This window comes from Sediminibacillus albus (genome assembly GCF_900101125.1).
Classification (GTDB): Bacteria; Bacillota; Bacilli; order Bacillales; family Amphibacillaceae; genus Sediminibacillus; species Sediminibacillus albus.
This window is the reverse complement of the sequence record NZ_FNFL01000001.1, coordinates 25,636-48,683: the sequence shown is the minus strand read 5'-3', so window position 1 is coordinate 48,683 and position 23,048 is coordinate 25,636. Positions and strand designations below refer to the sequence as shown.

Below are 23,048 nucleotides of genomic sequence, written 5' to 3'. Positions count from 1 at the left end.
GTGATTACATGTACCGTTTGCTAAAGCAAAATCAAAATATACGCTATTACTTATTGGGAGGTGGAGTATCACGGCTGGGTGATGTTCTTTCAGGAATGGCATTTTTGTTTATCGCACATGATCTTACTAACTCCAGTATTCATACAACGGGTGTAGCCATTGCCGAAACACTGCCCTATTTAATGTTTGGCCTTGTCGGAGGAGTAATAGCCGATTGGCTTCCGCGAAAAAAGTTGCTTATCTATCTGGATTTACTGAGAGTTCCATTAATCATTTCAGTAGTTGTTATGTATTACACGAATAGTCTCCAATACATTCATTTACTCGTGATCAGTTTTGTCATCCAAACCATCGGCTGTTTTTTCAACCCAGCCCACAGGGCCCTGCTTCCTTTACTAACCAGTGAAAGATATCGTACAGCAGCGAACAGCCTGAATGATACGTTAACTCGGGGGATTACTGTACTGAGTCCGCTTATCACCGTCTGGCTGTTGCACTCATTTGGGACCATCCACTTTTTTACCGTCGACGCTCTTACTTATGCAATAAGTGTTATCTGCCTGTTAAAGGTCCAGGTTTCTGAAGACAAACCTGCTGGCGAAAAATCAATAAAAAAACTATTCTCAGATATAGCAGATTTTGCATTATGGATATATAAGCAGACAACGATCAAGCAGTTGTTTATATTAACTTTTTTCACTGTATTTTTTAATACCTGGGTCTGGGAAGTTGGACTATTGCTAGCCCTGGCTGAAATAGCAAATAATGAGGAGGAAATATATAGTATTTTGCAGGGAGTTTTCGGGACGGTTGTTATTGGGACAAACCTGATAATTCCGTATTTAATTAAGAGAATGACCTTGTCCACCTACTTATTGGGCGCTTGTATTTGGGGCACTGGAATTACATACTATGGCACCCTTTATGATATGGAGCACTTTTTCATCGGCTGCGCCATCGTCGGAATCGGGCTCCCCATCGCTGGTTTAGCCAGGGTTTACTTACTGCAGTCCCTTGTTCCCGCCGAAAAGCTGGGGAAAGCGTTCAGTTTTAATGCGGTTTTATTGTATTTTGCCAATACGATTTCCCTCGGCTTATTCGGTATATTGGTAACATTCCTATCCATTCGAACGCTGATAATTTGCAGCGGCTCGATTATATTGTTGCTCAGTTTTACCGTATTAGTTATGAATCCGGCGGGCAAGACGAAACTCGGTCGGAGTCTTTCCATAAACCTTTTTAAATAAATGATTATACGATGAGACATTTTTAAATCCGTGTGCAAGTGCTATGTGCAAGATTGATTGTTCGGTATGAATGAGCGCGGGCTGGCTTCTCATCAAGCGATATAACTGCAGCCAGGAATAAGGTGAAACACCAGTTCCTTCTTTAAACAAATGGGAAAACTGATACTTATTTATCCTTGCTACAGCAGCCATCTCAGATAATGTCCAGTTTTCCTGATAACCTTCTTTGAGGGCGTCGACCACCGGTTTTAAAACACTATCGATGGGTGCTGCAGGAAACGCACATTGGTGAGCACCAGCTCCGTACCGCAGCATCAAAATAGCCAGCTGTGTTAAGCTATTGTCAAAAAAAAGTTCATTAACCGCAGCTGGCTCCTGTTCATGCAAATGAACGAATTCTCGTATAAACGATGCCCATTGAAAAACTTGCCGGTGATAATAGGTAACAGACGCAAATTCGATATCAATGGAATGGTAGCCGAGCTGTTCAGCTGCTTCTTCCATAAGCAAGGGTTCCAATTCGACCAAAAATTTTTCTTTCATGATCTCCAGCTGCCGGTGCTCGTCAAATGGGTTAAATATAAAGAATTGCCGGTGATCGATGGACAAATCCCCTTTACGCGTCTGGTATTTCCCCATGCCAAAAGGGGAAAATATCAATTTATACGTTTGATCGCTTCGCCAATCGCGTTCGCCCAATTTGTCTGAACGCAAGAGAATCAGACCGTTTTCATTATCGTAAATCATCGTTGCTTTCCCCTTTTCAGTCACTATTCATTGAATACTTTGGTCTTCAATTGTTAATTATTATCACTTGTTCGAACTTATCCGTCGGTCTTACTAATTTAAACTGTCGAATTTTTTCATAAACACTTTTCCTGTTTATATGTAACGTGCTTTCCGGTTATACCCGGGAGACATCTAGAAGAATCTTTCCTGTGCTTCTCCTTGACTCCATAAGCTTATGTGCTTCCGCTGCATCTTCCAGAGAGAACGTTTCTCCTACTTTAATTTTTAACTGTCCTGCAGATAAATATCTCAATACTTCCGCAGAGGTTTCACGCAATAACTCTGGCCTTTCTTTTCGAGTTGTGCCTAGACTAAACCCCAAAACGGATCGACAGCTGGCATGCAGCCGATCCGTTTCGATGACGCCCGCCCGGCCGCCGGAGTTACCAAAATGGACAATCCTTCCGTAAAGCGTTAAACAATGAAGGCTTTCCTCGAAGATTTTTCCTGATATCGAATCAAGGATTATATCCACCCCGTTACCCCCGGTTAGCCCGTTCACTTTCTCAGCAAAATTATCATACAAAATAACGTGGTCTGCACCCGATTCAAGGACAACCGGGAACTTTTTATCATCGCTAACTGTCCCGATAACTTGTTTAGCCCCAAACAGTCTCGCTAATTGGATAGCAGTCGATCCGACACCTCCGGCAGCTGCATGGACAAGCACTGTTTCCCCTTCCTTTATTTTAGCTATCTCATTAAGTAGTTTATAGGCCAAGAAGGAAACTGTCGGGCAGGCTGCTGCAGTGTTGAAACCCATTTCATCCGGGATTTTGAAGGTTAGGCTCTGCTTGGCAACTACGTATTCTGCATAAGAACCGCCTTTTGGAAAAGTAATAACTCTGTCACCCGGAAGTACACTGTGTACGTTTTTGCCAACTTGCTCTACAACCCCTGCAGCGTCCAAACCAGGGATAAATGGGAGCGATCCCTTCTTTTTCTTTCCTGATCTGTTTTTGATATCAGCAAAATTCACACTTGTCTTTGCAACTTTTATTAGTACCTCATCATCTTTAACCATAGGGATAGAAATATTTCTCATCTGCAAAACCTCAGGTCCCCCGTATCGATCAATTAATATAGTTTTCATTTTTACCTCCTTGAAACAGTAAAATTCTTTCCTGCTAAACTATTCTCTTTCCGATATGTTCTTTCCTGCTGTTTACTACAGATTCCGCTGTTACTACTACCCAGTCGATGGATTTTTATAGATAAGTATATGATTTTTCTACTGAAGCTCGGCAATCCGTCTATTCCCAGCTGGCTAATGATGCTATTCCTTCCCATGTCAGAGCAACGACTATATGTATTCAGTCACTATTAGTCTAACTTTAACTTGGTAATCTTATTGTCGATTAGCGGCATAGCTGCAGGAGGATTACAGCCTTCGTTAGGGAGAGGCTCAATAGTATTGGCGATACCTTTATTCCGATAGGAAAGAATTATTAACATACAAACTAAAACCTCTTTGGATTAATCCGTTTGGGTTGGTTCACCTACTTATGGCTACTACCGTTTTAGCGGCCGATATTTTGTCATCTGAATAAGATTTGTATGATGTATAGCTTGAAAATCGGGCGTTGGGCTGCTAGTTTGTACTGGCCAGTCGGTCCCTTCATTTCCTCATTAGTAAATGAAGCGCAAGATATTCATTCAGAAACCGATCTTTTCCTCCAAATCGCCTTGTTGTAGGCAACCTTCAATCCTGCTCTTTCCATGTTGCGCAGGCTTGTACTAGCGAATCCTGCGTGTCCAACAAGGAGGCGGCATTTTTTTGTTATTGCTTGATTCAGCCGTTGTTTGATTAAAGCAGATTGCACGCCTATCCCCCTGAATTCAGGAAGTGTCGCTGCGGCAGCAAGTACAGCGATGTCATTCTGGATGAACAACACACCTGTACCCGCCGGCTTGCCTTCAACGATCGCCAAATAAAACTCCCATCTGCTATCGTCATCGAGTACTTTATTGTTTGCTTCAATCGAAGGCTTCAGAAATGCAGGCATTGCAAATGCATCTGCATATATATCAGCATATACTGCGTACTCCTGGCTTTTCAATTTCCGGATAATAATTCCAGTATCAGTTGATTGACCTTTTGGCATATTGGATAGCGGCACATAAACTACAGTGTGGAAATCAGCATGGTAAAACCCTTTTTCGTTCAAACACGTTAACATACGCGAGGAAACGTGGGCGGGAGTGAGTTCAAACCGGACAGGGATGTTTCGCTGTTCATAATATGCGATCAATGCGTCGATAAACTTCTCGTCCTCATCCTTTAAGCCTTTGACCGTATTAAAGGATGGTCCAGGAATGGCGGCAGCAGAAAAGCAAATAGCATTACCGAACTGTTTTATTTCAATCCCCATCGGGTTCCCTTCTATCTGTCTAATCGCCGCTAATCTCGAAGATAAGCACTCGATTTCCGATTGCTCGATTTCATATACCAGCTCTTTCGTAAGTACCAAACTCATCAGGTCACTTCCTTATAACTAGTGATAAAATATGTAGAAATACTTCAGTTCAATTGGCTGAAAGTTCCTGATAATCATACCCCAACCATAAATGTCTAATGACTTCCCAGCAGTTCCCCCTCTATCGCTTTCATCACTTTAGAAGGGCCTGACGCTTGATTGGATGGTATGACTAACACCGTCCCAGTTGCGGGATAATAAGCCGAATGAAAGCTCACCCCTGGATCATAGCCCATCACATGGTATTTGAAAACGTTATTGCCGCTGCGGTTAATCCAGACACCGTACCCATATTCAACGCGTTCCTTCACCTGAACGTGCGGAGTAAGCAGTTTTTCTGTCATTTCTTTGCTGAGCAGTCGATGGCCAATAAGTGCTTCCCATAGTTTGTTCATATCACGAGCTGTAGTGAATGCCCCTCCATCTGCACCACCCCTTACTGGAATCGAATAAATATTTGTTCTCCAAGTTCCATCGTTCGTTTGGATATATCCGTTTGCGGTATTCCTTGGCAGCTGGTCAAGGGAAAAATAACCAGTATTATTCATCTCGGTAGGTCGAAAGATATTTTCTTCAACATAATCAGTAAAGGACTGACCAGTTTGCTGTTCGATGATTAATCCAAGCACAATATAGCCGGCATTGTTATAGTGGAATTTTTCCCCTGGTTTGAATTCCATGATTCCCTTCTGAAATAGCGGTAGAAATTTCTTTAAGTCTCTTAGCAAATACATGGGTGTCTGCTTCCACAGTTCTTCAAAGTCATCCATTGTTTCCTCATCAAAGTAATCAGGGATCCCTGAACTATGGGTTAATAGCTGGTGAATAGTGACCCTTTCATCAAAATGTGGAAAGCTGATTTCTAAACAATCCTTAAGTCGTGTATGAAAAGAAAGTACACCTTTCTCCACTAATTGGCAGACAGCTATGCTAGTAAACAACTTACATCCAGAAGCTATTCCAAATCTCGTATCGATGGTATTCAACCGTTCCTCTGATCTGTCAGCGAACCCAAATGCTTGTTCTATTAACACGTTACCAGCCTGCTTTACGTACACAGCACCGGAAAATTGCTCTGCGGCAATTACATTTGTTGCTTTTTCCATTAGCGATTCCTGCTTGCTCATAGTACCAACTTCTTTCTGCATAGATAATTCCTTAAAATAAGCTGTACCAACTAATTGCATGATACTAGCTTAACCGGAGACTCCTTGAGCGGAATCCCATATTCCCATACTTTTACGGATTTGGACAATCTGGCCGACATGATAGGTATGATGGAGAGCAAGATGAGTAAGTTCTGAGACCCATTTTTCCAGGTATTCTTCGTTGCTTTCTTCTATTCTAGTTATCCACTCAGACATCAGCTTATCAATAGAATGCACTGTGTCCGGCCAATTTAATGCCACCTTATTATTAAATGTATGATTATTATCAGCTGCTGGCATTTCGTCCGGGTTTCCCTTAAATTGGTTGAGGCCGCGTTGGTTATAGTACGCCAAGTGGTTCACTATTTCCCATATGGAATTTGCCGATTCATTGTTTTTCCAGGATGCCTGTTCTGCAGATATCCCTTTCACCGCCGATTGCAGTGAAACGAACCATGTATTTTCTTGATGGCAGGCGTTAAACTGCTGTAATAGAATCTTTTTAGTCTCCATGCTTTCCCTCCTACTTTCAATTAATTACTATTTCTTTTAACTATTACCGAATTCCTGCTTTTAATCAGAATGATTATGGTTATTACCTCTTTATTATTGGCGCATTCTTAACAATTCTATTGGTACAGAGTGCGCCGGTATCGTTTTCTCGCAAGAGTTTCAGGTTGTGAGCTTAGACAAACGCTGCATACCACTCGCCATTTCCTGACACCATAATACCCGCGTACCGGCACTAAACATCCGGTTTAAAAAGCTTTTTCCATAAGAGAAACAAAGCAATGTTCTTGACCTTAAAATTCTAAATGGCCTCCCTTTTTATCTTTCCTGCCATTTCCAAACTTCAATTCCCCCTAGTTGAAATTGATGGAGCAATTCTTTCTCCTCCAACCGTTCAATTTCCCTGACAGGGCCTGTCACTGTAGCACCGAACACCTGAATACCGTGCTGATTCAGATAATCAAGCCGCTGTTCATCAATCTTCTTGTCCGGATAGTTGCCATTTTCAATCAACCATTCCAAATCCTCAAAGAATTGTTTTTCTGCTGCCGCCAAGGATTCTTTCGTAGTTAATGAGAGATATGAAGAGGAATGCCTGTTCTTATCATCATATTCTGTCGCTGGTCTTAAAAGTAAGGTTGAAGCAAAAGTAAACTGACCAGCACGGGAAAAAGGCATATTTATTTCGGTAATTTCCCCGCCATAGACAGCCATCTGATAAATCTCTACGTTATAATCAGCCAACAAATCAATTAATTCACCAGGCGCCATTCCCTGCTTCGCGGCAAACTTTACTTGGGCCACGTAGCCGTCTTCGATTTTATTTAATTGCTCAGATAGACTAAATCCGGTTGGCGCATCTTCTGCTAATGAATCCTCTCCCAGTAAATCTGGGGCAATGGCAAATGAAGAGACGAAATCATCATTCAAATACTTTTCTTTTAAGTCGAGGGTATAATGAAGTTTGCCAAACAGCCGCTTTTTGGCGGTTATCTTTCCCGCAGCAACTTCCCAATCACCGACCCTGCGATAAACCGTTTGAGTGGTTTTCTGTGTTAACAGCGGATTAATGGATGCAGACTGTCCTGCCCCACTCTTGTCCACTGTTATCCCTGGATTCCTAGTTTCCACCAGGGTAGTTACCATCCGGTCAAATCCCGCCTGCTTACCGGACATATCATAATATACCTGCATGGGAATGACGTATAAAAGATATAATAATAATACCAACAAAAGTGTTCTTATAACTGTAAACCCAATAGAAATCCTTGTCCGCCAGACTAATTTTCTTGCGTTTTTCTGGTCGATTTGCTCATTTTCCTCATTCCAATCAGAAAGCACATCATCCTTCTTCATCATTGCTCCCCTTTCTTTAGTTGGTCATAGTGGCGAAATTTTTGCCTGGCACGATGGAGGGTTATTTTTACTTGACTGTCTGTTAAATTCATTGCAGTAGACAGCTCTTTATATGTGAATCCCTGGATCTCCCGCAAATAAAGGATGGTACGCATTCGTTCCGGGAGCATCGCTAAAATAGCTTCCAGCTCTTGCTGGCGATTTTTCTTTTCCAGCTGCTCTTGTGGGTTGCCTAAATCACTGGCAGAACGGTATTCCATTTGCACCCTTTCCACCATTCTCTGCTCAGCTTTTGACTTCCTTGTCCAATCGATGTAAAGATTTCGTGCTACCTTGAACAGCCAGGCTCTTGCCTGTAGCATATCTTTCACCCCCAAAGATACCATTGCCCTGTAAAAGGTTTCCTGCAGCAGCTCCTCTGCCAATTCCCGATTACGGGTCAGCTGCAACAGGTAGCGGAAGAGCGGGAGCCGAAATTGTTCAAACAACTCGGCGAATATGTACTTTTTCAATGAAGCTCCCACCCCTTTCTATCTATTCAAACGAAACAATGAACGTTTTGTTACATTATCCAGTAAAAAAATGATTAATGGGCACCCGATTGTAAACTTCTATTACTATAACATGATTTATCATGGCTAAAATCATTGGAAAAAGAGAGATTAATTAAAAATATCTTGATTTGCAGCAGGAACTACCGGTTGCTTCATTGATTTCCATTCATATATTTGTTATAATAAGTTGTTTTTAACATTATCTAGGGGGAACTATTTTTGTCAATTGAAATAGGCAGCAAAGTACAAGGCAAAGTAACAGGTATAACTAATTTTGGAGCGTTTGTAGAATTACCCGGCGGAACAACAGGACTCGTCCACATAAGCGAGGTGGCTGACAGCTTTGTAAAAGACGTTCACGACCATCTAACAGTAGGCGACCAAATTGAAGTGAAAGTAATCAGTGAGAAAGACGGAAAAACTGCCTTGTCCATCAAAAAAGCAGTAGACAGGCCGGAAGGACAAACTACGTCTCAACGCCCTGTGAAACGGGGAAGAGATGACAGGAAGTCCAACGACTACCGGTCAAAAGGCAATTTCAAACCAAAAGAAACTTTTGAAGATAAAATGGCTCAATTCTTGAAATCAAGCGAAGAAAACCTATATAACCTCAAGCGGAATACAGAAACAAAACGGGGCGGAAGAGGCGGAAGACGCGGATAAATACGAATACAACATAAAAAGCAAGCCAGCGATTGCTGGCTTGCTTTTTTATTTCGAAGGTTTCTCATTAAAGATAATCATAAAAGCCTCGGACATTTTTCAATCCAATAACCGGTTATTTTCATCGACATTAATCGGCCTGGCCGGTTCGGCCCGGTCTCCTGGTAAAAAACTACCGTCCCCGCCGCAAACGGTACAAGTATACTGCCATTCTTCATCATCGGAAAGCATTCCAGTACCTTCGCAAGCCTTACACACATTACTGCGATCTACCATGATTGTTCCTCACTCCTATTTTTAGAATTATTGTCTAGCTGTTTTCTCCTGACGGTCCTTCACCCAATTGATCAAACCGCCTTTAAGCATCATCTCTATTTGTCTGCCTGATAAAGCATGCCGGACAAAAACAGGCTCGCTTTTACCTGCAATCGTTATCGAAAATTCATTTCCCTGTTGAATTTTATTCCTCAAGTCCTGGAAGTGCAGGACGTCCCCCTGGCTGATTTTTTGGTAGTCTTCTTCGCTTGCGAACGTAACAGGCAGAATACCGAAGTTAACAAGATTTTGCCAATGAATCCGGGCGAAGTCTTTTACTAATGCAACTCGCAATCCTAAAAAACGAGGGGCAAGCGCAGCATGCTCCCGGCTGGATCCCTGCCCATAATTGTATCCTCCTACCACTGCATGGCCACCTTGCCCGAGGATAGCCATACTCCGGTCATAATATTTATCATCAATAATTTCAAATGTGAACTTACTGATTTCCGGCAGATTGCTGCGGTAAGGCAGGACACGGGCACCTCCAGCTAAAATTTCATCCGTAGAGATGTTATCCCCCATTTTTAATAATACCGGAAGTTCCAGTTGATCCGGGAGTTCATCCATTTCAGGAATCGATGCAATGTTCGGGCCCTTGTGGAGTTCAACCTGGCGCGCCTGTTCAGGAGCTAACGGGGCATCAAGCAAATTGATGTCAATAGTGGGACGTTTGGGATAGCGGACCTTCGGATAGGCCATGCCTAGTGTCCGCGGATCGGTGATAACCCCCGTTAGTGCGGAAGCCGCAGCTGTTTCCGGGCTGCATAAATAGACGCTGTCTTCCTTTGTACCGGAACGTCCGGGAAAATTACGCGGTGTAGTACGCAGGCTGTTTCTTCCTGTAGCAGGCGCCTGGCCCATGCCTATACAACCATTACAGCCTGCCTGGTGGAGCCGCGCTCCTGCTTGGAGAAGATTGGCGATATGCCCTTCATTCACTAAATCAGTCAGCATTTGCCGGGAAGTAGGATTGATATCAAAGGAAATGCCATCGGCAATCAGTTTGCCTTTAACTATTTCCGCAGCAATCGCAAAATCACGGTAACCTGGGTTTGCCGACGATCCAACATACGATTGATAAATTGGCTCTCCGGCTATTTCTTTAACCGGAACGACATTTCCCGGGCTGGAAGGTTTCGCAACCAGCGGCTCCAGTTCTGAAAGATTGACCTCTTCTTCGATATCGTAAACCGCTCCACTGTCTGCCTTTAATTCAGTCCAATCATCTCCGCGATTCTGTTCCTTTAAAAACCGCTTTATTTCCTGATCAGAAGGAAAGACGGTCCCTGTTGCGCCCAGTTCTGCTCCCATATTCGCAATGACATGCCTATCCATTGCGCTTAAATGCTTTAGACCCGGTCCATAATATTCCATTACACATCCTACCCCGCCTTTGACATCATGGCGGCGCAGCAGTTCAAAGATTACATCCTTGGCACTTACCCAGTCTGGCAATTCCCCGGTCAATTTAATTCCCCATACCTTTGGCATTTTCACATAAAACGGCTCTCCGGCTATTGCCATAGCCACGTCTATACCGCCAGCGCCCATAGCAAGCATCCCCATACAGCCGTTAGCACACGTATGGCTGTCTGACCCAAGTAGAGTCTTGCCCGGTTTTGCCAACCGTTGCATATGAACAGGGTGGCTGACCCCATTTCCCGGCCGGCTGTAATATAAGCCAAAACGTTTGGTTGCACTTTGTAAAAATAAATGGTCATCCGGATTTTTACTATCCACTTGGATTAAGTTATGGTCGACATATTGTGCGGATGCTTCTGTTTTTGCATAATCAAGGCCCATCGCCTCTAATTCGAGCATTACCATCGTTCCTGTTGCATCTTGTGTCAATGTTTGATCGACCCGAAGTCCGATTTCCATGCCAGGCGTCATTTCTCCGAAAATTAAATGATCCTTGATTAATTTTTGCGTGACATTAAAAGGCATTGATATACCTCCTCAAGTATTTTCCTATTATCATTTTGTTTCTATCTAGGAAAAATATGCTCGCTGGAGGCAGATAAGTATGCTTTTGTTTAAAAACTGTCTAATCAAATTATCAAAGATAACAATAAATTAATTATGTAAACTTAACAAGAAACAAACAAATGATACTATTTGCTTCTTGTTAAGTAAGTTGTTTACAAACGTTTCGCCAATAACAATTCATCCTTAATAGCAATCCCATTTTCCGCCACTAGGGGGATTTCCGGTTTGATTGCCCTTGCCTTATCTACTGCACCAGAAAAAATTTTGACGATCCTGTAGCCCCTTCGCTGGTAGAAACCTAGGGCGTGCATATTATCATTGGTGGTTACCAGCTTCAACCGGTGGCAATCGGTATTTCGGGCCTCCATTTCCACCAGTCCCACCAGCTTGGTGCCAATCCCTTGCTTTTCTAAAAGGCTGTCTAAAGATATAATTTCACACTCGCCTGCATTGATGATATAGGTAATCAAGCCGACTATTACTCTTTGACTGCTCACTGCGGCGTATCCTGGCAGCCGATCACATTGATAGACTCCGCTGGAAATGACCATTTCCGGGCTGTCCCAATGTTCTACAAAAAAACGAGTGATTTGTTCGTTGTCTATTTCCTTTAACTTTATATATTGCACATTCTTTCTCCTGTCCAAAAGGTTATAATTTCCTACCCCATGTTGGGAATTCCCCGTAACGATTGTAAATTTTTCAAAGGGACCCCAGCTTCAATATAGCTTCTAACTAATTTCCATTCCTGACTTTCCCGACCTCTTTCAAATGTGTTAAAAAACAAATTGGCCGTTTCAAGCTGCTCCCCATTGATAATCAATGTTGCTGATATAATTGCCATTGCTTGATCGGTTCTTAAAGGAATAACTTCATGTACGTTAACACCCACTCTGCATTCCCGCTAAGTTGGTTAAATGCCTGCTCCCAGCCTTCGATTGATTCCTGGTAGCCGAAGTCCATTATTTCCGACTCACTAGTGACCTCGCGGGCTTGATATTCTACTGAAAGATTTCCGTTAATTCTTCTATCGAAAAGTCCTTCCATACCCTCAGAAAATGATTCAAGAAACTTTTGAATTCCATTATTTCCAACCCCTCTATATTTTTGAAATCTAACTGACCTTGTGTCAGTTAATTTGGTGTTTCTGTGAAGTTCTTTTAATTACTAAATAATAAATTAAGAGAGTTAACCAATATATAAACATATAGTACATCGAGAAATTAACTACTCCATAGTTATCATTAAAAGATATCCATAGAAAAAGCAAAGACATCGGGAAATACAAGGATAATAAGATCTTTGGAGCAATTTTCAAAAATACTAAGATAAAAGTGTCTCTTTTATTCAATAGAAGAAGTGCACCTAAACCACAAATGACCTGAGGAACCCCTAGAGTTACCCAAGCTAGTTCCAGCTCTTTTTCCAGAATAGGTAAGGATAAAACTCCCAGTCCAAGTATTCCTATGTTTAAAAGGAAAAATGATATAGTAGGTTTTTGCTGGATTTTTGTTTCATCGTATTCGTCTAAATAATCTTGAGGAGAAAGAGAATATGGTGACTGAAATTCACTTAACATTTTGTTAACTGCTGCGTCATAACTATATCCATCTTTTTTTAGTGCATTTACTTTCTCTTCTAAATGAATTTCTATTTCCTTTAAAATATTTTTTCTTTCTTCCTCCGGCAATACATTCAGATTATCCGATAATTTATTTAAATATCCATTTATAGTTGAACACAAACTACCCAACCCCGTTAATTGATTTTATTACATTTGATGACTCATTTTTCCGTCTTGTACCTCTTTCTGGATCCGCTCGAAATTGATACTCCTGGCTGGCAGATACACGAAGCGATTTCACCACGAGCCTATGATCAGGTGATCCAAAAGACCACACCAGATAGTTTTCACGAAACCATTCTGGAACAATATCTTACAGACTTATATATTGACCATCTCATCCTTGCTGGCATCCAGACCGAAGCGTGCGTAAATACAACATGCAGAGTAGGCTTCAGTAAAAAGTATAAAATCACGCTGGCCGCTGACGCACACAGCACCTTTGCCAAGCAGGAGATTTCCGTATAGCAAATCATCAACCATCATAATCAAGTTTTACGATGGTTTTCCGATGTGAAGACAATAATAGAGATTATCAAAGGGTATTCATAATTAAAGGTTTTTACAGCTTATATGCACCGGTTGTTCTGCCGTTACAATCCGGCTCACCACAAAATTAGAATCGAACTCACCGATTTTTCTGCCTGTTTCCTTGTTAAGCTGGATGGATATCTATCTAATACCACCTGCCGAATATTTAACCTTCCCTATATAATTACTATTTTGATTTCTATATCTCCTGCCTGTGATTAAAAAAAGCAGCAAATGCTTCTCAAGCCTTTGCTGCTTTGTAATTTCAAAGCCGAAATTCCGGCTCTATTTGCTGCTTTTATTCACTTCTTTTATCGTCGTCTTACAGCATTTCTTTTCTTTCTTTTTGCCAAACAATTTTAAGATCCATTCCATTCCATAACACCTCCTAGATAAGATAAAATAAGAACCCTGCCATAGTTGCCATCGAAATGACGGAGGCAATGAAAGCGATAACCAGCTTTTTCTTAAATATGCTGTGAAGCAAAGTAATCTCAGGGAGACTGGCACCCGCGGAACTAATTAATAATGCCATGATCGGTCCCAAGGCCATTCCTTTTACAATCATTATCTGTGAGACAGGAATCATCGCAGAAAGACGAATATACAAAGGGATGCCAATAATTGCTGCCGTAGGAACCAGCCACCATTGATTCCCACCCATATAAGCGGAAATCCATTCACTCGGTATTGCCCCATGAAGGATAGATCCAATTGCTGCTCCGATGATTAAAAAAGGATAGACACTCTTGATTAGATTCCATGTTTCCTGGATAGCGGCTTTTAGATGGAGCCTGCCTTCCCGATGTTGGCCTGCAAAATTTTCTACGACAACATGCTTTAACTGGCTCTCAAACCCTAAAGCACTTAATAAAAAGCCAATGGTTATCGAAAGGCTGGCAGTGATAAGTATGTAGACGATCGTTACTTCCCACCCTAACAAGGCAACCATGAGTGTACTGATCGTAATATCTAAAACTGGTGAAGCGAATAAAAATATCATTACAATGGCGAACCTGACATTGTTTCGCAGCAGATTTACGACCATCGGAATAGTAGAACAAGAACAAAAAGGGGTCACGAATGCCAAGCCCACTGCGATAAAGGCACCTAACAACGGATGGGATTTATTCATTAAATGCTCCATCTTTTGATAAGGAATGAAACCGGAGATTAGGCTGATGACAAAAGCAATACCAGTAAACAAAATAGTAAGCTCTAGAGCAATTCCAAAAAAACTCTTCATTATTTCATTCATCATCCTTCGCCTTTCTTAATCAATTTTTTTTGATTTATTTAAAACACGAACTCAACTTAACAGGGGTGACAGCAGCATACCGGTTGCTTTTTCCTTAAAAGGTAACTCCAAAAGTGATAGTTCCTTTTTCTTTGCCCTATTTTTCTTGTTTGGTTTTTGCTGTTTAATCGATTCACAGCTACGGATTGCTTGATTTCCTGCCTGTGCGTCTTTACTAGTTCAAAAGTCAACATTTCATCCCAACTCCTTAATCAATTTTTTTTGATTTATTAATCAAAAATTATTCTCTTCGGAAAAGACAGCAAAGCTCTTCTGACAATAAGTGATTAATTTGCGAATGGTTCAGTCTATAATAACTCCACGTCCCTCTAATTTCTTTTTCAATCAGACCGGCATCCATCAGGATTTTTAAATGGTAAGACAGCTTTGATTGAGGTAATTCCAATTTATCTGACAAGTCACACACACATACCTCTCCATATTGGGTAATTTCGTGTAAGATATGCAATCTTTTCTGATCAGCCAGCGCTTTAAACTGCCTTTGATACCCAGCAAACATTTTATCAAGGGAAACGTCCGTTACCGCTATTTGTTTATCCATTTTCAAGCCACCTTTCTACATCAATTATTTTTGATTAATTTAATTATAAACATGAGAATCTAAAATAGCAAGTCATTAAATCAACTTTTTTTGATTAAAAGAAATAGTTAGCTTTTCTCGAGAGGAGAAGTGCCCACTAACTAGTATTAGCTGTTATTAAACTTTCCTCAGATTGATTTGCTCTGTTAGATGATCCTTCCCTTTTTTAATGATAATGTTCGCCCGGTATTTAGTAGGGTAAATATTCAAGTCCAAATTCTTTTTATTAATATTGTTCCATATTTCAGCGGCCACCTGTTCTGCTTCAAAATCACTAAGACTGGCATAGCGGTTAAAGTAAGATTTAGGATCTTTAAAAGCAGATTCTTTGAGGATTTTAAATCGTTCAATGTACCAGCGCTGGATATCTTCTTCTTCGGCGTCGACAAATAGGGACAAATCAAAAAAATCGGATACATATATTTTGGAAAGCATTTCATTGGACGATGGTGTTTGGAGAACATTGATGCCTTCGATAATCACGATATCGGCTTCCTCCACCTCGACTGCTTCTTCTGGTAGAATATCATAGGTGAAATGCGAGTACACAGGAGCGCTAACTTTATCCCTTCCTGACTTTAGGTCACTTAAAAAATTAATTAATTTTTTAATATCATAGCTTTCCGGGAAGCCTTTCTTTTCCATTAGCCCTTTTTGCTTCAAGACTTGATTCGGATATAAGAAACCGTCTGTCGTGACAATTTGTACTTTTGGATGTTCCGGCAGCCTTGATAGTAATGATTGCAAAATCCTTGAGGTTGTACTTTTACCAACAGCTACACTGCCTGCTATCCCAATAATATAAGGAACCTTCCGGGTGGCTTGTCCAAAAAATTGATCAGTTACCGAATGCAGCTGCTGAGAAGCATTGATATATAAGTTTAACAACCGGGTAAGCGGCAAATATATTTCTTTTACCTCTTCCACGGATAATCTTTCGTTGATTCCTTGAAGCTCTTTTATTTCCGCCTTTGTTAAGGTAAGCGGTGTGTTGAACCGTAACCTGGACCATTCTTCCCTGTTAAATGAAATATATGGGGAAAACTTTTCAGAAACCATCTCTATCTACCTCTGCTTTTTATAATAAATACTCCTACATCATACTACTTTTTACTCGTATTTGAGAAGGGAGAGTTAAGGCGAATATTTTCATTGGCAACTTTGAACCACTTTTAATCCGGGCACATAAACGCTTGAATATCCTTCACAAACTTTTGTTTTTCCTCGAGGAAAGGATAATGATTACTGTTGTTGTACGTGGATAACTTTGATTGAAGGATGTACTGTTTCATTTCTGCAGAATATTCCCACGGACATTGAACATCATATTTTCCGCAGACTATTAATGTATTTACTTTACAAAGATTCAATTTTTTTGTTACGTCAAATATATTTAACTCGCGGCTGAAAAAATTCAACCTTGCAGTCGATATCTTTTTCTCTATCCCTTTATCAAATAGTTTTTCATAGTCTTGCGGATTTCTAAGTGATAGCTTAGTCCTTTCAATAGTCATCTTCTTTCTATTCTCTTCTGGCAGGCTGCCGTTCTTCAACGTTTCTATTAGCTCCTGCATGCGGTCAAACCTCGGATGGTCTGGATTGTAAATACAATCAGGAGAAAGTGTATAATCTCTGGCCGCTGCTCCAACAATAATTAAATGGGTTAAGCTGGAAGAAAAGTATATCCCATATACAACTCCTAACATCCCTCCAGTTGAGTGGCCAGCAAAACTCCAGGTGTTAAAACCAAGGGCTGTCCTGATTGCTTCCAAGTCCAAAATCGTTTCCAGCATACTAAGCTGGTAATGCCGCTCCGCTTTCGCAGAATTTCCGGCTTCCCTTAGGTTTACTAAATATACTTGGTCATGTTTCCTAAACGATTCCGCAAAATAATCACCGGTTTCGTTATACTCGGAATATAAGTGGGTGACACAAACAGGCTCACCTTCTCCTTTGACAAATAACTCAAACATCCCGCGGTCAGTATCTACAATGTGTCTCTTCCATTTTTGCACATCTACACCTTCTCTATGATAAAGTCCCTTTATTTTACCAGATAGAAGAATAGAATTTAAGCTAGTCAGGCAGGATTCCTGTTACGATTTGGCGTATTAAAAAACAGATAGAAAATAGAAAGGAGATGGCAATGATAAAAGCACGGCATGAGGTTTTGTTTAACCAATTGAATAGTTACCGTAACGAGTTATTAGAAACTGTTGAAGGTGTAACGGAAAGAGAGGCAGATATTATACCGGAGCCATTCAACAATAATATCCGCTGGAATCTCGGTCATGTTTATCTCGACCAATTTTTATGGATTGCAGAAGTTAATAAGGAAAAAGCCGCAGTACCTGATAATTTCCACTCTTGGTTTGGATTCGGCACTTCGCCGGCTGATTTTGACACGGAAACTCCCGCCTTAGAAACATTAAAATCCATGCTTAAGCAGCAGCCCACGTACATTAAGGATATGTTCAGCAGTCGTCTTGAAGAATTAAAAAAATGGTTGTTTCTTCTGCTGCTCAACCAAAGTAAAAAAAGGCCGGTATCGGCCTTTTTTAGGTTTATTCCACGGTGTTTTTTAATGTCTTATCCCTTTCAAATCTGGCAATAGCTAATTGTAACAACTGGTCGATCAAATCTGGATAAGACAATCCGCTAACGCCCCAAAGCTGCGGATACATACTGATTCGGGTAAAACCAGGCAGCGTGTTGACTTCATTTAGTAAAAGCGTTCCATCCTGCTTAATGAAGAAATCAACCCGTGCCAGACCTTCACATTCCAGGACACGAAATGCCTCAATCGATGCGGCCTGGATTCTCTCTATCTCGTTTTCAGGTAAATCTGCAGGGATTTCTAAAACGGCCCCATTCTCATCAATATACTTCGTTTGGTAGGAATAAAAATCTCCTTGCGGAAGAATTTCTCCCGGCAATGAAGCCTTCGGATTTTCGTTACCTAAAACAGCACATTCGACTTCACGGCCTTCAATATTTTCTTCTATTAAAATTTTATGGTCATATAAAAAGGCTTCCTCGATTCCTTTATAAAAATCCTCCATATTTCTCACCTTGCTGACTCCTACGGAAGATCCTTGGCTTGCTGGTTTGATAAACATCGGGAGACCTAACTGTTCCTTTACCTGTTCAAAGGAAATGGATTCTTTCTGCGACCGCTTATAAGTGAATGATTTAGCTACATCGATACCAGCTTGCATAAGGAGCTTTTTAGCAATGTCTTTATCCATGCAAACCGCTGAACCAAGTACATTAGATCCGACATAAGGCAGGTTAGCCAGGCGAAGCATTCCTTGTACGCTGCCATCCTCTCCCAATGTCCCGTGCACAATCGGAAAAATAACATCAAGCTGGTCGAGTTTCACTTCCTCATTTAAGTTCATTATTTGCAAATTATCTTCCCCAGGGATTACTGCTACATGCTGGTTGGATTTACTCAACTCTATCAGTTTCGGGTTCTCTTCATTGATTAAGTAATGGGATTGGTCATTTAAATGCCATTTGCCATCTTTGTCAATTCCGATTAACACAACCTCATACTTTTGCTTATCAATAGCATCGACGATATTTTTCGCAGATTGCAGAGAAACTTCATGTTCTGCAGACTTGCCCCCAAAAACAATGCCAACTTTTATCTTTTTAGTCATGATATCCTCCTATAGCTGTTAGTAAATGAACCTTTTCTCATCATACCAAAAGAAAGTGGTAATTCATTCAGAATTATCCCATTCACAACAAGATTACCCATCGTTTTCATTGCAAGGATTTCTTTCAAGAAAAATCCTTGCTCACAAATCCGATTATTTCTGTGAAATCCGTTGACTAGGTAGCGTTTCCCCTTCTTCCCGCTGTAAAAACCACAAAATCGCAAGCATTGCTCCATACCAATTACTATTCAAGAAGGAACTCTATTTACTACTGTTTAGTTCCATCCTCTGGTACTTTTGTAGAAATAGTACTTTCAGCAGGCAGCCGCCACTCAAACCAATGGCCATGCCCGTCTGTCCTTCCAATTATTTGGCTTGTTTCCTGTCCGTTAATATATGCGTCCACATGCAGCAAGGAATCCCACATATTATTATAGATATGTATAACATTCCTTTTCCTGCCAATCCCTTGGATTCTTTCTTCCAGCTTTCTTTTTACCGAAGCCGGCATTTGGTTGGCTACATGGGTATGGAATATACATAACAGCGAATCCGCGGGTACTTGCTCTGCCGCCTCTCCAATCATGGAAACTCCATCTCCTTCAATTAGTCGGACTGGATTTTCCGCCAATTGCCCAGCAGCCTGTTCAAAAGCCAGCAGCCTTTCCTGGTGTTCAGGCCATATCAAAGCTTTCAGCCATAAGTAATCAGCATGATTTGTTAAATCGTTAATATGTAAGTCTAGTCCTATCCTGGCAGCAATCGGAGGACTAGATTCAAGCAAAACAGGAAAATGATCACTGTGTACTTTTGACGTCAATCTTACCGGTGAGCCGCAGTTCCCATACACCAACTCATCACCATACGAATAAGCATAATGATCCCATATTAATTGAAGGCCTGCACTGCTGCCAAGTTCGATTAATGACAAAGGGCTTCCGCCATTGCTTGTAGATCATACAAAACACTGGATATAGATAGGCACAGCGTCTCACTTCATTTGTTTGAACTAATTTGTTAGCTAGTAAATACTTGATCTCCTCATCATGAATTCGGCAAAACTGTTTAAAATGTGGAAAAACGTCCTTTGCTTCGTGCGATATAGAAGTCAAACTCGGATAATAATCTTTTAACGGATGATTACTTCCTTTCAACAAAAGATAGTGCGCTGCTCCAAAAAGCAAATTGGGAACAGGCTGCCCAGGATTTGCATGAGAACACAATTCCAAAATTTCCTCGTCTTCGGCAACTTGCATTGCCAAACACTCATAAAGTTTGCTGGAATTATGGCATTCCTGGATGGCAAACGTTCGAAAACGGTTAGATAGTTGAGCATGATCCATAAGATGACCCTCCTTGTTTTCGTCTATATGACCTATTCGCGCAAACTTGCTTCATTCCTCCTATATGTACTCGCCAAAAAAACAGACTTGCTCATCAGATAAGTGAGCAAGTCTGTTTTAGCTGGTGATTGTTTATTATCATACCTATTGACAACAAATTGATCTTTCTTGTTTTTTGATTCGATAACTCCGTGGATAACCTTTCTTCCTTTGGAGAAAGTACTCTTTCGTCACCGAAAAGAGATTTTGTTGCTCCGTCAAATAAATATAATTTTTGGAAATGCTAGTGATCATTTTTACTGCCAATTTAGGTTCACTGTTCATTAAACGGCTAAAGCTAATGTCATCAATCCTGATATATTCTACTTCGGATAAAGCTTCCGCATACATGTTTTTTGAATAAAAAATCGAACGATCGCCGAAAAATTCACCAGCACCAATTATTTTTGTGCTGCATTTGTCTCTATTTACAAGTCTTACAAACCCTTTGGTAATATAAAAGACCGAGTTAGTCCGTTGCTCGTGGGAATAAATAATTTCATTTTGCGTTTTGCCTGTTTGGATTCCGTAGCTGTTTAGCACTTTATAGGTTTGATGATCAACATTCTTTTTTGCATTTTGTGAATTTAATTTCATTTTTCCCCACCTCCAAACTGTAATCTTTAATATTACATTTAATGCGTTCAAGCAACTATAGCTTTTATTTTGTTTGTTTAACCATTTCTACCATACTTTCAATGCTGTAACTACTTAAATATTGACCCATATAACTTTCGGCATCCGAAAATATTGATGATAATACAGTTTCCATATTTGCTCCGACAATGCACTGCTCATTTGCTGCAGGGCACTTAGGACTCAATGATCCCGCTGAAGTCAGTCTATATAACTGCCATAGCGTAACATCATTCGGATCGGCTTGTAAAATAAAGCCTCCACCTGTCCCTTCCTTGGAAGAGATAAAACCATGTTTTTTCAACAAGCTTAAAACCCTGCGGATTCGGACAGGGTGGACAGAAGCGCTTTCCGCAATAGCTTCACTGGTGGACATCCTCCCGGGAAGCAAGGCGAGATAAGTTAGGCTGTGGACTGCAAGAGTAAAATTACTATTCACCTATTGTTCCCCCATGAAATTCATATAAATGTAATTTTATTTGTCACAGTTAAAAATGTCAAGTTCTATATCAACATTGTCAGCCCAAGGAACTGGCAACTGCCTTGGACTGTATCTCGCTTCATTTTTATTCCTAAATGATTTCCTTCCCGGTTTTCCCATTCAGGGAGTAACTGATGCTAACTTCTGCGTTTACTGAATGGGAGACGGAGCAGTAAGTATCTTTCGATAATCGAATTGCCCGGACCACTTTGTCCTCCGGCAAGTCTCCCTCTAATGCATAATGGATTTCGATTCCGGTAAACCGTTTTGGATGCTCCTCGGCCCTGGTGCCATCTATTTCTATGTGGAAAGAAGATGGATTCAATCTCATCTTTTTCAAAATTGAAATGATATCAATACCGGTGCAGCCAGCAACTGCTTGGAGCAGTAATTCTGTTGGCCTCGCACCAGAGTTTTCTCCGCCCACTTCTTCAGATGCATCAAGGTATATTTCATGCCCAGAAGGTGTAGACCCGGTAAATGCCATTTTATCATTCCACTTAACAATATTTCTCATTCTCATTGACCCCTTTCCTAATTGTTGATTATTTTACGTAGTTTCTCTAAAAATACTACTATTTCCTGCAGGATAAAAGAAAAGGATGTCCCTGATTAATGGGACATCCTCCGTTATTATTTTGCTGCTTCTTCCGCGATGGCAGAGATTAATTCCGCCGCTTTTACAAGTTCATTTATCGGCATCCGTTCGTTTGTCGTATGAATTTCTTCATATCCAACTGCCAAATTTACAGTCGGGATGCCATGGCCGGAAATAACATTAGCGTCACTGCCTCCGCCACTCTGCAGCAGTTTACTATTGCGTCCGATGGCTTTTGCTGCCTTACGGGCAACTTCTACGACATGATCTCCCGTCTTCTGCTTGTAACCTGGATACATAATCTTTATATCCACTTCTACACTTCCGCCAAAGTCTGCTGCTGCGTCTTCAAAAGCCTTCTTCATTTTATTTACTTGTTCCTCCATTTTTTCCGGAACGAGTGATCGGGCTTCTGCCAGGATTTCTACATGGTCGCAGACGATGTTTGTTTTCGAGCCACCTTCAAACCTGCCGATATTGGCGGTTGTTTCCTCATCGATGCGGCCCAGCGGCATTTTCGATATCGCTTTGGCAGCCAATGTGATAGCCGAAATGCCTTTTTCAGGGGCAACACCCGCATGGGCAGTTTTTCCTTTAACGACGGCATTAATTTTTGCTTGCGTTGGGGCTGCAATAATGATGTTCCCTACATCACCGTCACTATCTATCGCATACCCATATGTAGCCTTCAATAAAGAGGTATCCAGTTCTTTCGCACCGACAAGCCCTGATTCCTCTCCCGCTGTTATTACAAACTGAATATCCCCATGTTTGGTCTTATTCTCCTGCAGGACTCTGATAGCCTCCAGCATTGCAGCAAGTCCAGCCTTATCATCGGCACCCAGTATCGTAGTTCCGTCCGTAATAATATATCCATCTTTGATTGATGGTTTGATATTATTTCCCGGTACGACTGTGTCCATATGGGAAGTAAAATAGATGGTGTCAGCCTCTGGTATATTCCCTTTTAAGGTACAGACTAAATTATTGGCCCCATGGCCAGTCTTGGTTTTGCTGTCATCCTCAATGACTTCCAGACCTAATCCGGCAAATTTTTTCTTTAGTGCTTCAGCTATTTGCTCTTCATGTTCTGTTTCAGAATTAATCTGGACAAGTTCTAAAAACTCATCTACTAATCTTTCCTGATTCACTTTTGGCATTGCTTGCTACCTCCTTGTTGGT

The 23,048-nt window shown here is 41.1% G+C and carries 26 protein-coding genes and 1 pseudogene; 4 read left to right on the top strand and 23 right to left on the bottom strand.

Annotated elements, in window-relative coordinates; genetic code table 11:
- The first annotated feature begins 8 nt into the window (after window positions 1–8).
- Window positions 9–1,247 (top strand): MFS transporter, encoded by a 1,239-nt coding sequence (locus BLR93_RS00250; protein ID WP_093210278.1) that lies wholly within the window; start codon window positions 9–11, stop codon window positions 1,245–1,247.
- Here BLR93_RS00250 and BLR93_RS00245 read toward each other — a convergent pair.
- From BLR93_RS00245 to BLR93_RS00215, 7 genes are all read right to left on the bottom strand, one after another.
- Window positions 1,182–1,994 carry a helix-turn-helix transcriptional regulator gene (locus tag BLR93_RS00245; protein ID WP_093210277.1) on the bottom strand — a complete coding sequence of 271 codons (813 nt, stop codon included), beginning with the start codon at window positions 1,992–1,994 and terminating at the stop codon, window positions 1,182–1,184. The genes BLR93_RS00250 and BLR93_RS00245 overlap by 66 nt on opposite strands.
- Before the next feature lie 157 nt (window positions 1,995–2,151).
- Complete coding sequence (locus tag BLR93_RS00240; RefSeq protein ID WP_093210276.1) at window positions 2,152–3,129, bottom strand: quinone oxidoreductase family protein; 978 nt, start codon at window positions 3,127–3,129, stop codon at window positions 2,152–2,154.
- Between the two features lie 559 nt (window positions 3,130–3,688).
- Window positions 3,689–4,513, bottom strand: a complete 825-nt coding sequence (locus tag BLR93_RS00235) for a GNAT family N-acetyltransferase (protein WP_093210275.1) — start codon at window positions 4,511–4,513, stop codon at window positions 3,689–3,691.
- A 95-nt stretch (window positions 4,514–4,608) separates the two neighbouring features.
- Entirely contained in the window at window positions 4,609–5,640 is a 1,032-nt protein-coding gene (locus tag BLR93_RS00230) for a serine hydrolase domain-containing protein (protein WP_093212241.1), read from the bottom strand.
- A gap of 69 nt (window positions 5,641–5,709) precedes the next feature.
- Entirely contained in the window at window positions 5,710–6,174 is a 465-nt protein-coding gene (locus tag BLR93_RS00225; RefSeq protein ID WP_093210274.1) for a DinB family protein, read from the bottom strand.
- Between the two features lie 315 nt (window positions 6,175–6,489).
- Window positions 6,490–7,527 carry an anti sigma factor C-terminal domain-containing protein gene (locus BLR93_RS00220; RefSeq protein WP_175559200.1) on the bottom strand — a complete coding sequence of 346 codons (1,038 nt, stop codon included), beginning with the start codon at window positions 7,525–7,527 and terminating at the stop codon, window positions 6,490–6,492.
- Window positions 7,527–8,039: an RNA polymerase sigma factor gene (locus BLR93_RS00215; RefSeq protein WP_093210272.1), complete on the bottom strand. Its 513-nt coding sequence runs from the start codon at window positions 8,037–8,039 to the stop codon at window positions 7,527–7,529. The genes BLR93_RS00220 and BLR93_RS00215 overlap by 1 nt, the downstream gene beginning before the upstream one ends.
- Window positions 8,040–8,300: 261 nt before the next feature.
- Here BLR93_RS00215 and BLR93_RS00210 point away from each other — a divergent pair, with 261 nt between their 5' ends.
- Entirely contained in the window at window positions 8,301–8,744 is a 444-nt protein-coding gene (locus BLR93_RS00210) for a S1 domain-containing RNA-binding protein (RefSeq protein ID WP_093210271.1), read from the top strand.
- 99 nt (window positions 8,745–8,843) lie between these two features.
- On the opposite strand, the gene BLR93_RS17840 is transcribed toward BLR93_RS00210, so the two are convergent.
- The 6 genes from BLR93_RS17840 to BLR93_RS00190 all read right to left on the bottom strand — a co-directional run bounded on the left by BLR93_RS17840 (window position 8,844) and on the right by BLR93_RS00190 (window position 12,795).
- Entirely contained in the window at window positions 8,844–9,020 is a 177-nt protein-coding gene (locus BLR93_RS17840) for a hypothetical protein (RefSeq protein WP_175559199.1), read from the bottom strand.
- Window positions 9,021–9,047: 27 nt separating this feature from the next.
- Window positions 9,048–11,009 carry an aconitate hydratase gene (locus BLR93_RS00205; RefSeq protein WP_093210270.1) on the bottom strand — a complete coding sequence of 654 codons (1,962 nt, stop codon included), beginning with the start codon at window positions 11,007–11,009 and terminating at the stop codon, window positions 9,048–9,050.
- 194 nt (window positions 11,010–11,203) lie between these two features.
- Window positions 11,204–11,680 carry a GNAT family N-acetyltransferase gene (locus BLR93_RS00200; protein ID WP_093210269.1) on the bottom strand — a complete coding sequence of 159 codons (477 nt, stop codon included), beginning with the start codon at window positions 11,678–11,680 and terminating at the stop codon, window positions 11,204–11,206.
- A gap of 32 nt (window positions 11,681–11,712) precedes the next feature.
- Window positions 11,713–11,943 carry a hypothetical protein gene (locus BLR93_RS18195; protein WP_093210268.1) on the bottom strand — a complete coding sequence of 77 codons (231 nt, stop codon included), beginning with the start codon at window positions 11,941–11,943 and terminating at the stop codon, window positions 11,713–11,715.
- Entirely contained in the window at window positions 11,910–12,098 is a 189-nt protein-coding gene (locus BLR93_RS18190) for a hypothetical protein (RefSeq protein ID WP_245690022.1), read from the bottom strand. Before BLR93_RS18190 ends, BLR93_RS18195 begins: the two co-directional genes overlap by 34 nt.
- Before the next feature lie 82 nt (window positions 12,099–12,180).
- Window positions 12,181–12,795 carry a permease prefix domain 1-containing protein gene (locus BLR93_RS00190; RefSeq protein ID WP_093210267.1) on the bottom strand — a complete coding sequence of 205 codons (615 nt, stop codon included), beginning with the start codon at window positions 12,793–12,795 and terminating at the stop codon, window positions 12,181–12,183.
- 36 nt (window positions 12,796–12,831) lie between these two features.
- Here BLR93_RS00190 and BLR93_RS00185 point away from each other — a divergent pair, with 36 nt between their 5' ends.
- Window positions 12,832–13,143, top strand: coding sequence for an isochorismatase family protein (locus tag BLR93_RS00185; protein ID WP_093210266.1), 312 nt, complete (start codon window positions 12,832–12,834; stop codon window positions 13,141–13,143).
- 451 nt (window positions 13,144–13,594) lie between these two features.
- On the opposite strand, the gene BLR93_RS00180 is transcribed toward BLR93_RS00185, so the two are convergent.
- The 4 genes from BLR93_RS00180 to BLR93_RS00165 form a co-directional block, all read right to left on the bottom strand.
- A complete protein-coding gene (locus BLR93_RS00180; RefSeq protein ID WP_093210265.1) occupies window positions 13,595–14,467 on the bottom strand; it encodes a permease in 873 nt (290 codons plus the stop codon).
- Between the two features lie 277 nt (window positions 14,468–14,744).
- The gene (locus BLR93_RS00175) at window positions 14,745–15,065 is read right to left on the bottom strand and encodes an ArsR/SmtB family transcription factor (RefSeq protein ID WP_093210264.1); all 321 of its coding nucleotides are present in this window, start codon (window positions 15,063–15,065) and stop codon (window positions 14,745–14,747) included.
- 156 nt (window positions 15,066–15,221) lie between these two features.
- A complete protein-coding gene (gene coaA, locus BLR93_RS00170) occupies window positions 15,222–16,163 on the bottom strand; it encodes a type I pantothenate kinase (protein WP_093210263.1) in 942 nt (313 codons plus the stop codon).
- 113 nt (window positions 16,164–16,276) lie between these two features.
- Window positions 16,277–17,119, bottom strand: coding sequence for an alpha/beta fold hydrolase (locus tag BLR93_RS00165; RefSeq protein ID WP_093210262.1), 843 nt, complete (start codon window positions 17,117–17,119; stop codon window positions 16,277–16,279).
- A gap of 131 nt (window positions 17,120–17,250) precedes the next feature.
- On the opposite strand from BLR93_RS00165, the gene BLR93_RS00160 reads away from it, so the two are divergent.
- A complete protein-coding gene (locus BLR93_RS00160) occupies window positions 17,251–17,718 on the top strand; it encodes a DinB family protein (protein WP_245690021.1) in 468 nt (155 codons plus the stop codon).
- Here BLR93_RS00160 and ddlA read toward each other — a convergent pair.
- The 6 genes and pseudogenes from ddlA to BLR93_RS00125 all read right to left on the bottom strand — a co-directional run bounded on the left by ddlA (window position 17,669) and on the right by BLR93_RS00125 (window position 23,026).
- Window positions 17,669–18,769, bottom strand: a complete 1,101-nt coding sequence (ddlA, locus tag BLR93_RS00155) for a D-alanine--D-alanine ligase (RefSeq protein WP_093210261.1) — start codon at window positions 18,767–18,769, stop codon at window positions 17,669–17,671. The two genes, BLR93_RS00160 and ddlA, sit on opposite strands and share 50 nt — an antisense overlap.
- A gap of 268 nt (window positions 18,770–19,037) precedes the next feature.
- Window positions 19,038–20,112, bottom strand: a pseudogene (locus BLR93_RS00145) (DUF2332 domain-containing protein).
- 144 nt (window positions 20,113–20,256) lie between these two features.
- Window positions 20,257–20,748 (bottom strand): Crp/Fnr family transcriptional regulator, encoded by a 492-nt coding sequence (locus BLR93_RS00140; protein ID WP_093210259.1) that lies wholly within the window; start codon window positions 20,746–20,748, stop codon window positions 20,257–20,259.
- Window positions 20,749–20,812: 64 nt separating this feature from the next.
- Window positions 20,813–21,226, bottom strand: a complete 414-nt coding sequence (locus BLR93_RS00135; RefSeq protein WP_093210258.1) for an Rrf2 family transcriptional regulator — start codon at window positions 21,224–21,226, stop codon at window positions 20,813–20,815.
- A gap of 133 nt (window positions 21,227–21,359) precedes the next feature.
- Window positions 21,360–21,785: an OsmC family protein gene (locus BLR93_RS00130; RefSeq protein ID WP_093210257.1), complete on the bottom strand. Its 426-nt coding sequence runs from the start codon at window positions 21,783–21,785 to the stop codon at window positions 21,360–21,362.
- A gap of 116 nt (window positions 21,786–21,901) precedes the next feature.
- Entirely contained in the window at window positions 21,902–23,026 is a 1,125-nt protein-coding gene (locus BLR93_RS00125; protein ID WP_093210256.1) for a M20/M25/M40 family metallo-hydrolase, read from the bottom strand.
- Window positions 23,027–23,048 lie beyond the last annotated feature (22 nt).

Coding starts and splice junctions, on each gene's coding strand:
- BLR93_RS00250 (WP_093210278.1), top strand. CDS start 9: ATGTACCGTTTGCTAAAGCAAAATCAAAATATACGCTATTACTTATTG.
- BLR93_RS00245 (WP_093210277.1), bottom strand. CDS start 1,994: ATGATTTACGATAATGAAAACGGTCTGATTCTCTTGCGTTCAGACAAA.
- BLR93_RS00240 (WP_093210276.1), bottom strand. CDS start 3,129: ATGAAAACTATATTAATTGATCGATACGGGGGACCTGAGGTTTTGCAG.
- BLR93_RS00235 (WP_093210275.1), bottom strand. CDS start 4,513: ATGAGTTTGGTACTTACGAAAGAGCTGGTATATGAAATCGAGCAATCG.
- BLR93_RS00230 (WP_093212241.1), bottom strand. CDS start 5,640: ATGAGCAAGCAGGAATCGCTAATGGAAAAAGCAACAAATGTAATTGCC.
- BLR93_RS00225 (WP_093210274.1), bottom strand. CDS start 6,174: ATGGAGACTAAAAAGATTCTATTACAGCAGTTTAACGCCTGCCATCAA.
- BLR93_RS00220 (WP_175559200.1), bottom strand. CDS start 7,527: ATGAAGAAGGATGATGTGCTTTCTGATTGGAATGAGGAAAATGAGCAA.
- BLR93_RS17840 (WP_175559199.1), bottom strand. CDS start 9,020: ATGGTAGATCGCAGTAATGTGTGTAAGGCTTGCGAAGGTACTGGAATG.
- BLR93_RS00205 (WP_093210270.1), bottom strand. CDS start 11,009: ATGCCTTTTAATGTCACGCAAAAATTAATCAAGGATCATTTAATTTTC.
- BLR93_RS18190 (WP_245690022.1), bottom strand. CDS start 12,098: ATGGAAGGACTTTTCGATAGAAGAATTAACGGAAATCTTTCAGTAGAA.
- BLR93_RS00185 (WP_093210266.1), top strand. CDS start 12,832: ATGACTCATTTTTCCGTCTTGTACCTCTTTCTGGATCCGCTCGAAATT.
- BLR93_RS00180 (WP_093210265.1), bottom strand. CDS start 14,467: ATGATGAATGAAATAATGAAGAGTTTTTTTGGAATTGCTCTAGAGCTT.
- BLR93_RS00175 (WP_093210264.1), bottom strand. CDS start 15,065: ATGGATAAACAAATAGCGGTAACGGACGTTTCCCTTGATAAAATGTTT.
- coaA (WP_093210263.1), bottom strand. CDS start 16,163: ATGGTTTCTGAAAAGTTTTCCCCATATATTTCATTTAACAGGGAAGAA.
- BLR93_RS00160 (WP_245690021.1), top strand. CDS start 17,251: ATGATAAAAGCACGGCATGAGGTTTTGTTTAACCAATTGAATAGTTAC.
- ddlA (WP_093210261.1), bottom strand. CDS start 18,769: ATGACTAAAAAGATAAAAGTTGGCATTGTTTTTGGGGGCAAGTCTGCA.
- BLR93_RS00140 (WP_093210259.1), bottom strand. CDS start 20,748: ATGAAATTAAATTCACAAAATGCAAAAAAGAATGTTGATCATCAAACC.
- BLR93_RS00130 (WP_093210257.1), bottom strand. CDS start 21,785: ATGAGAAATATTGTTAAGTGGAATGATAAAATGGCATTTACCGGGTCT.
- BLR93_RS00125 (WP_093210256.1), bottom strand. CDS start 23,026: ATGCCAAAAGTGAATCAGGAAAGATTAGTAGATGAGTTTTTAGAACTT.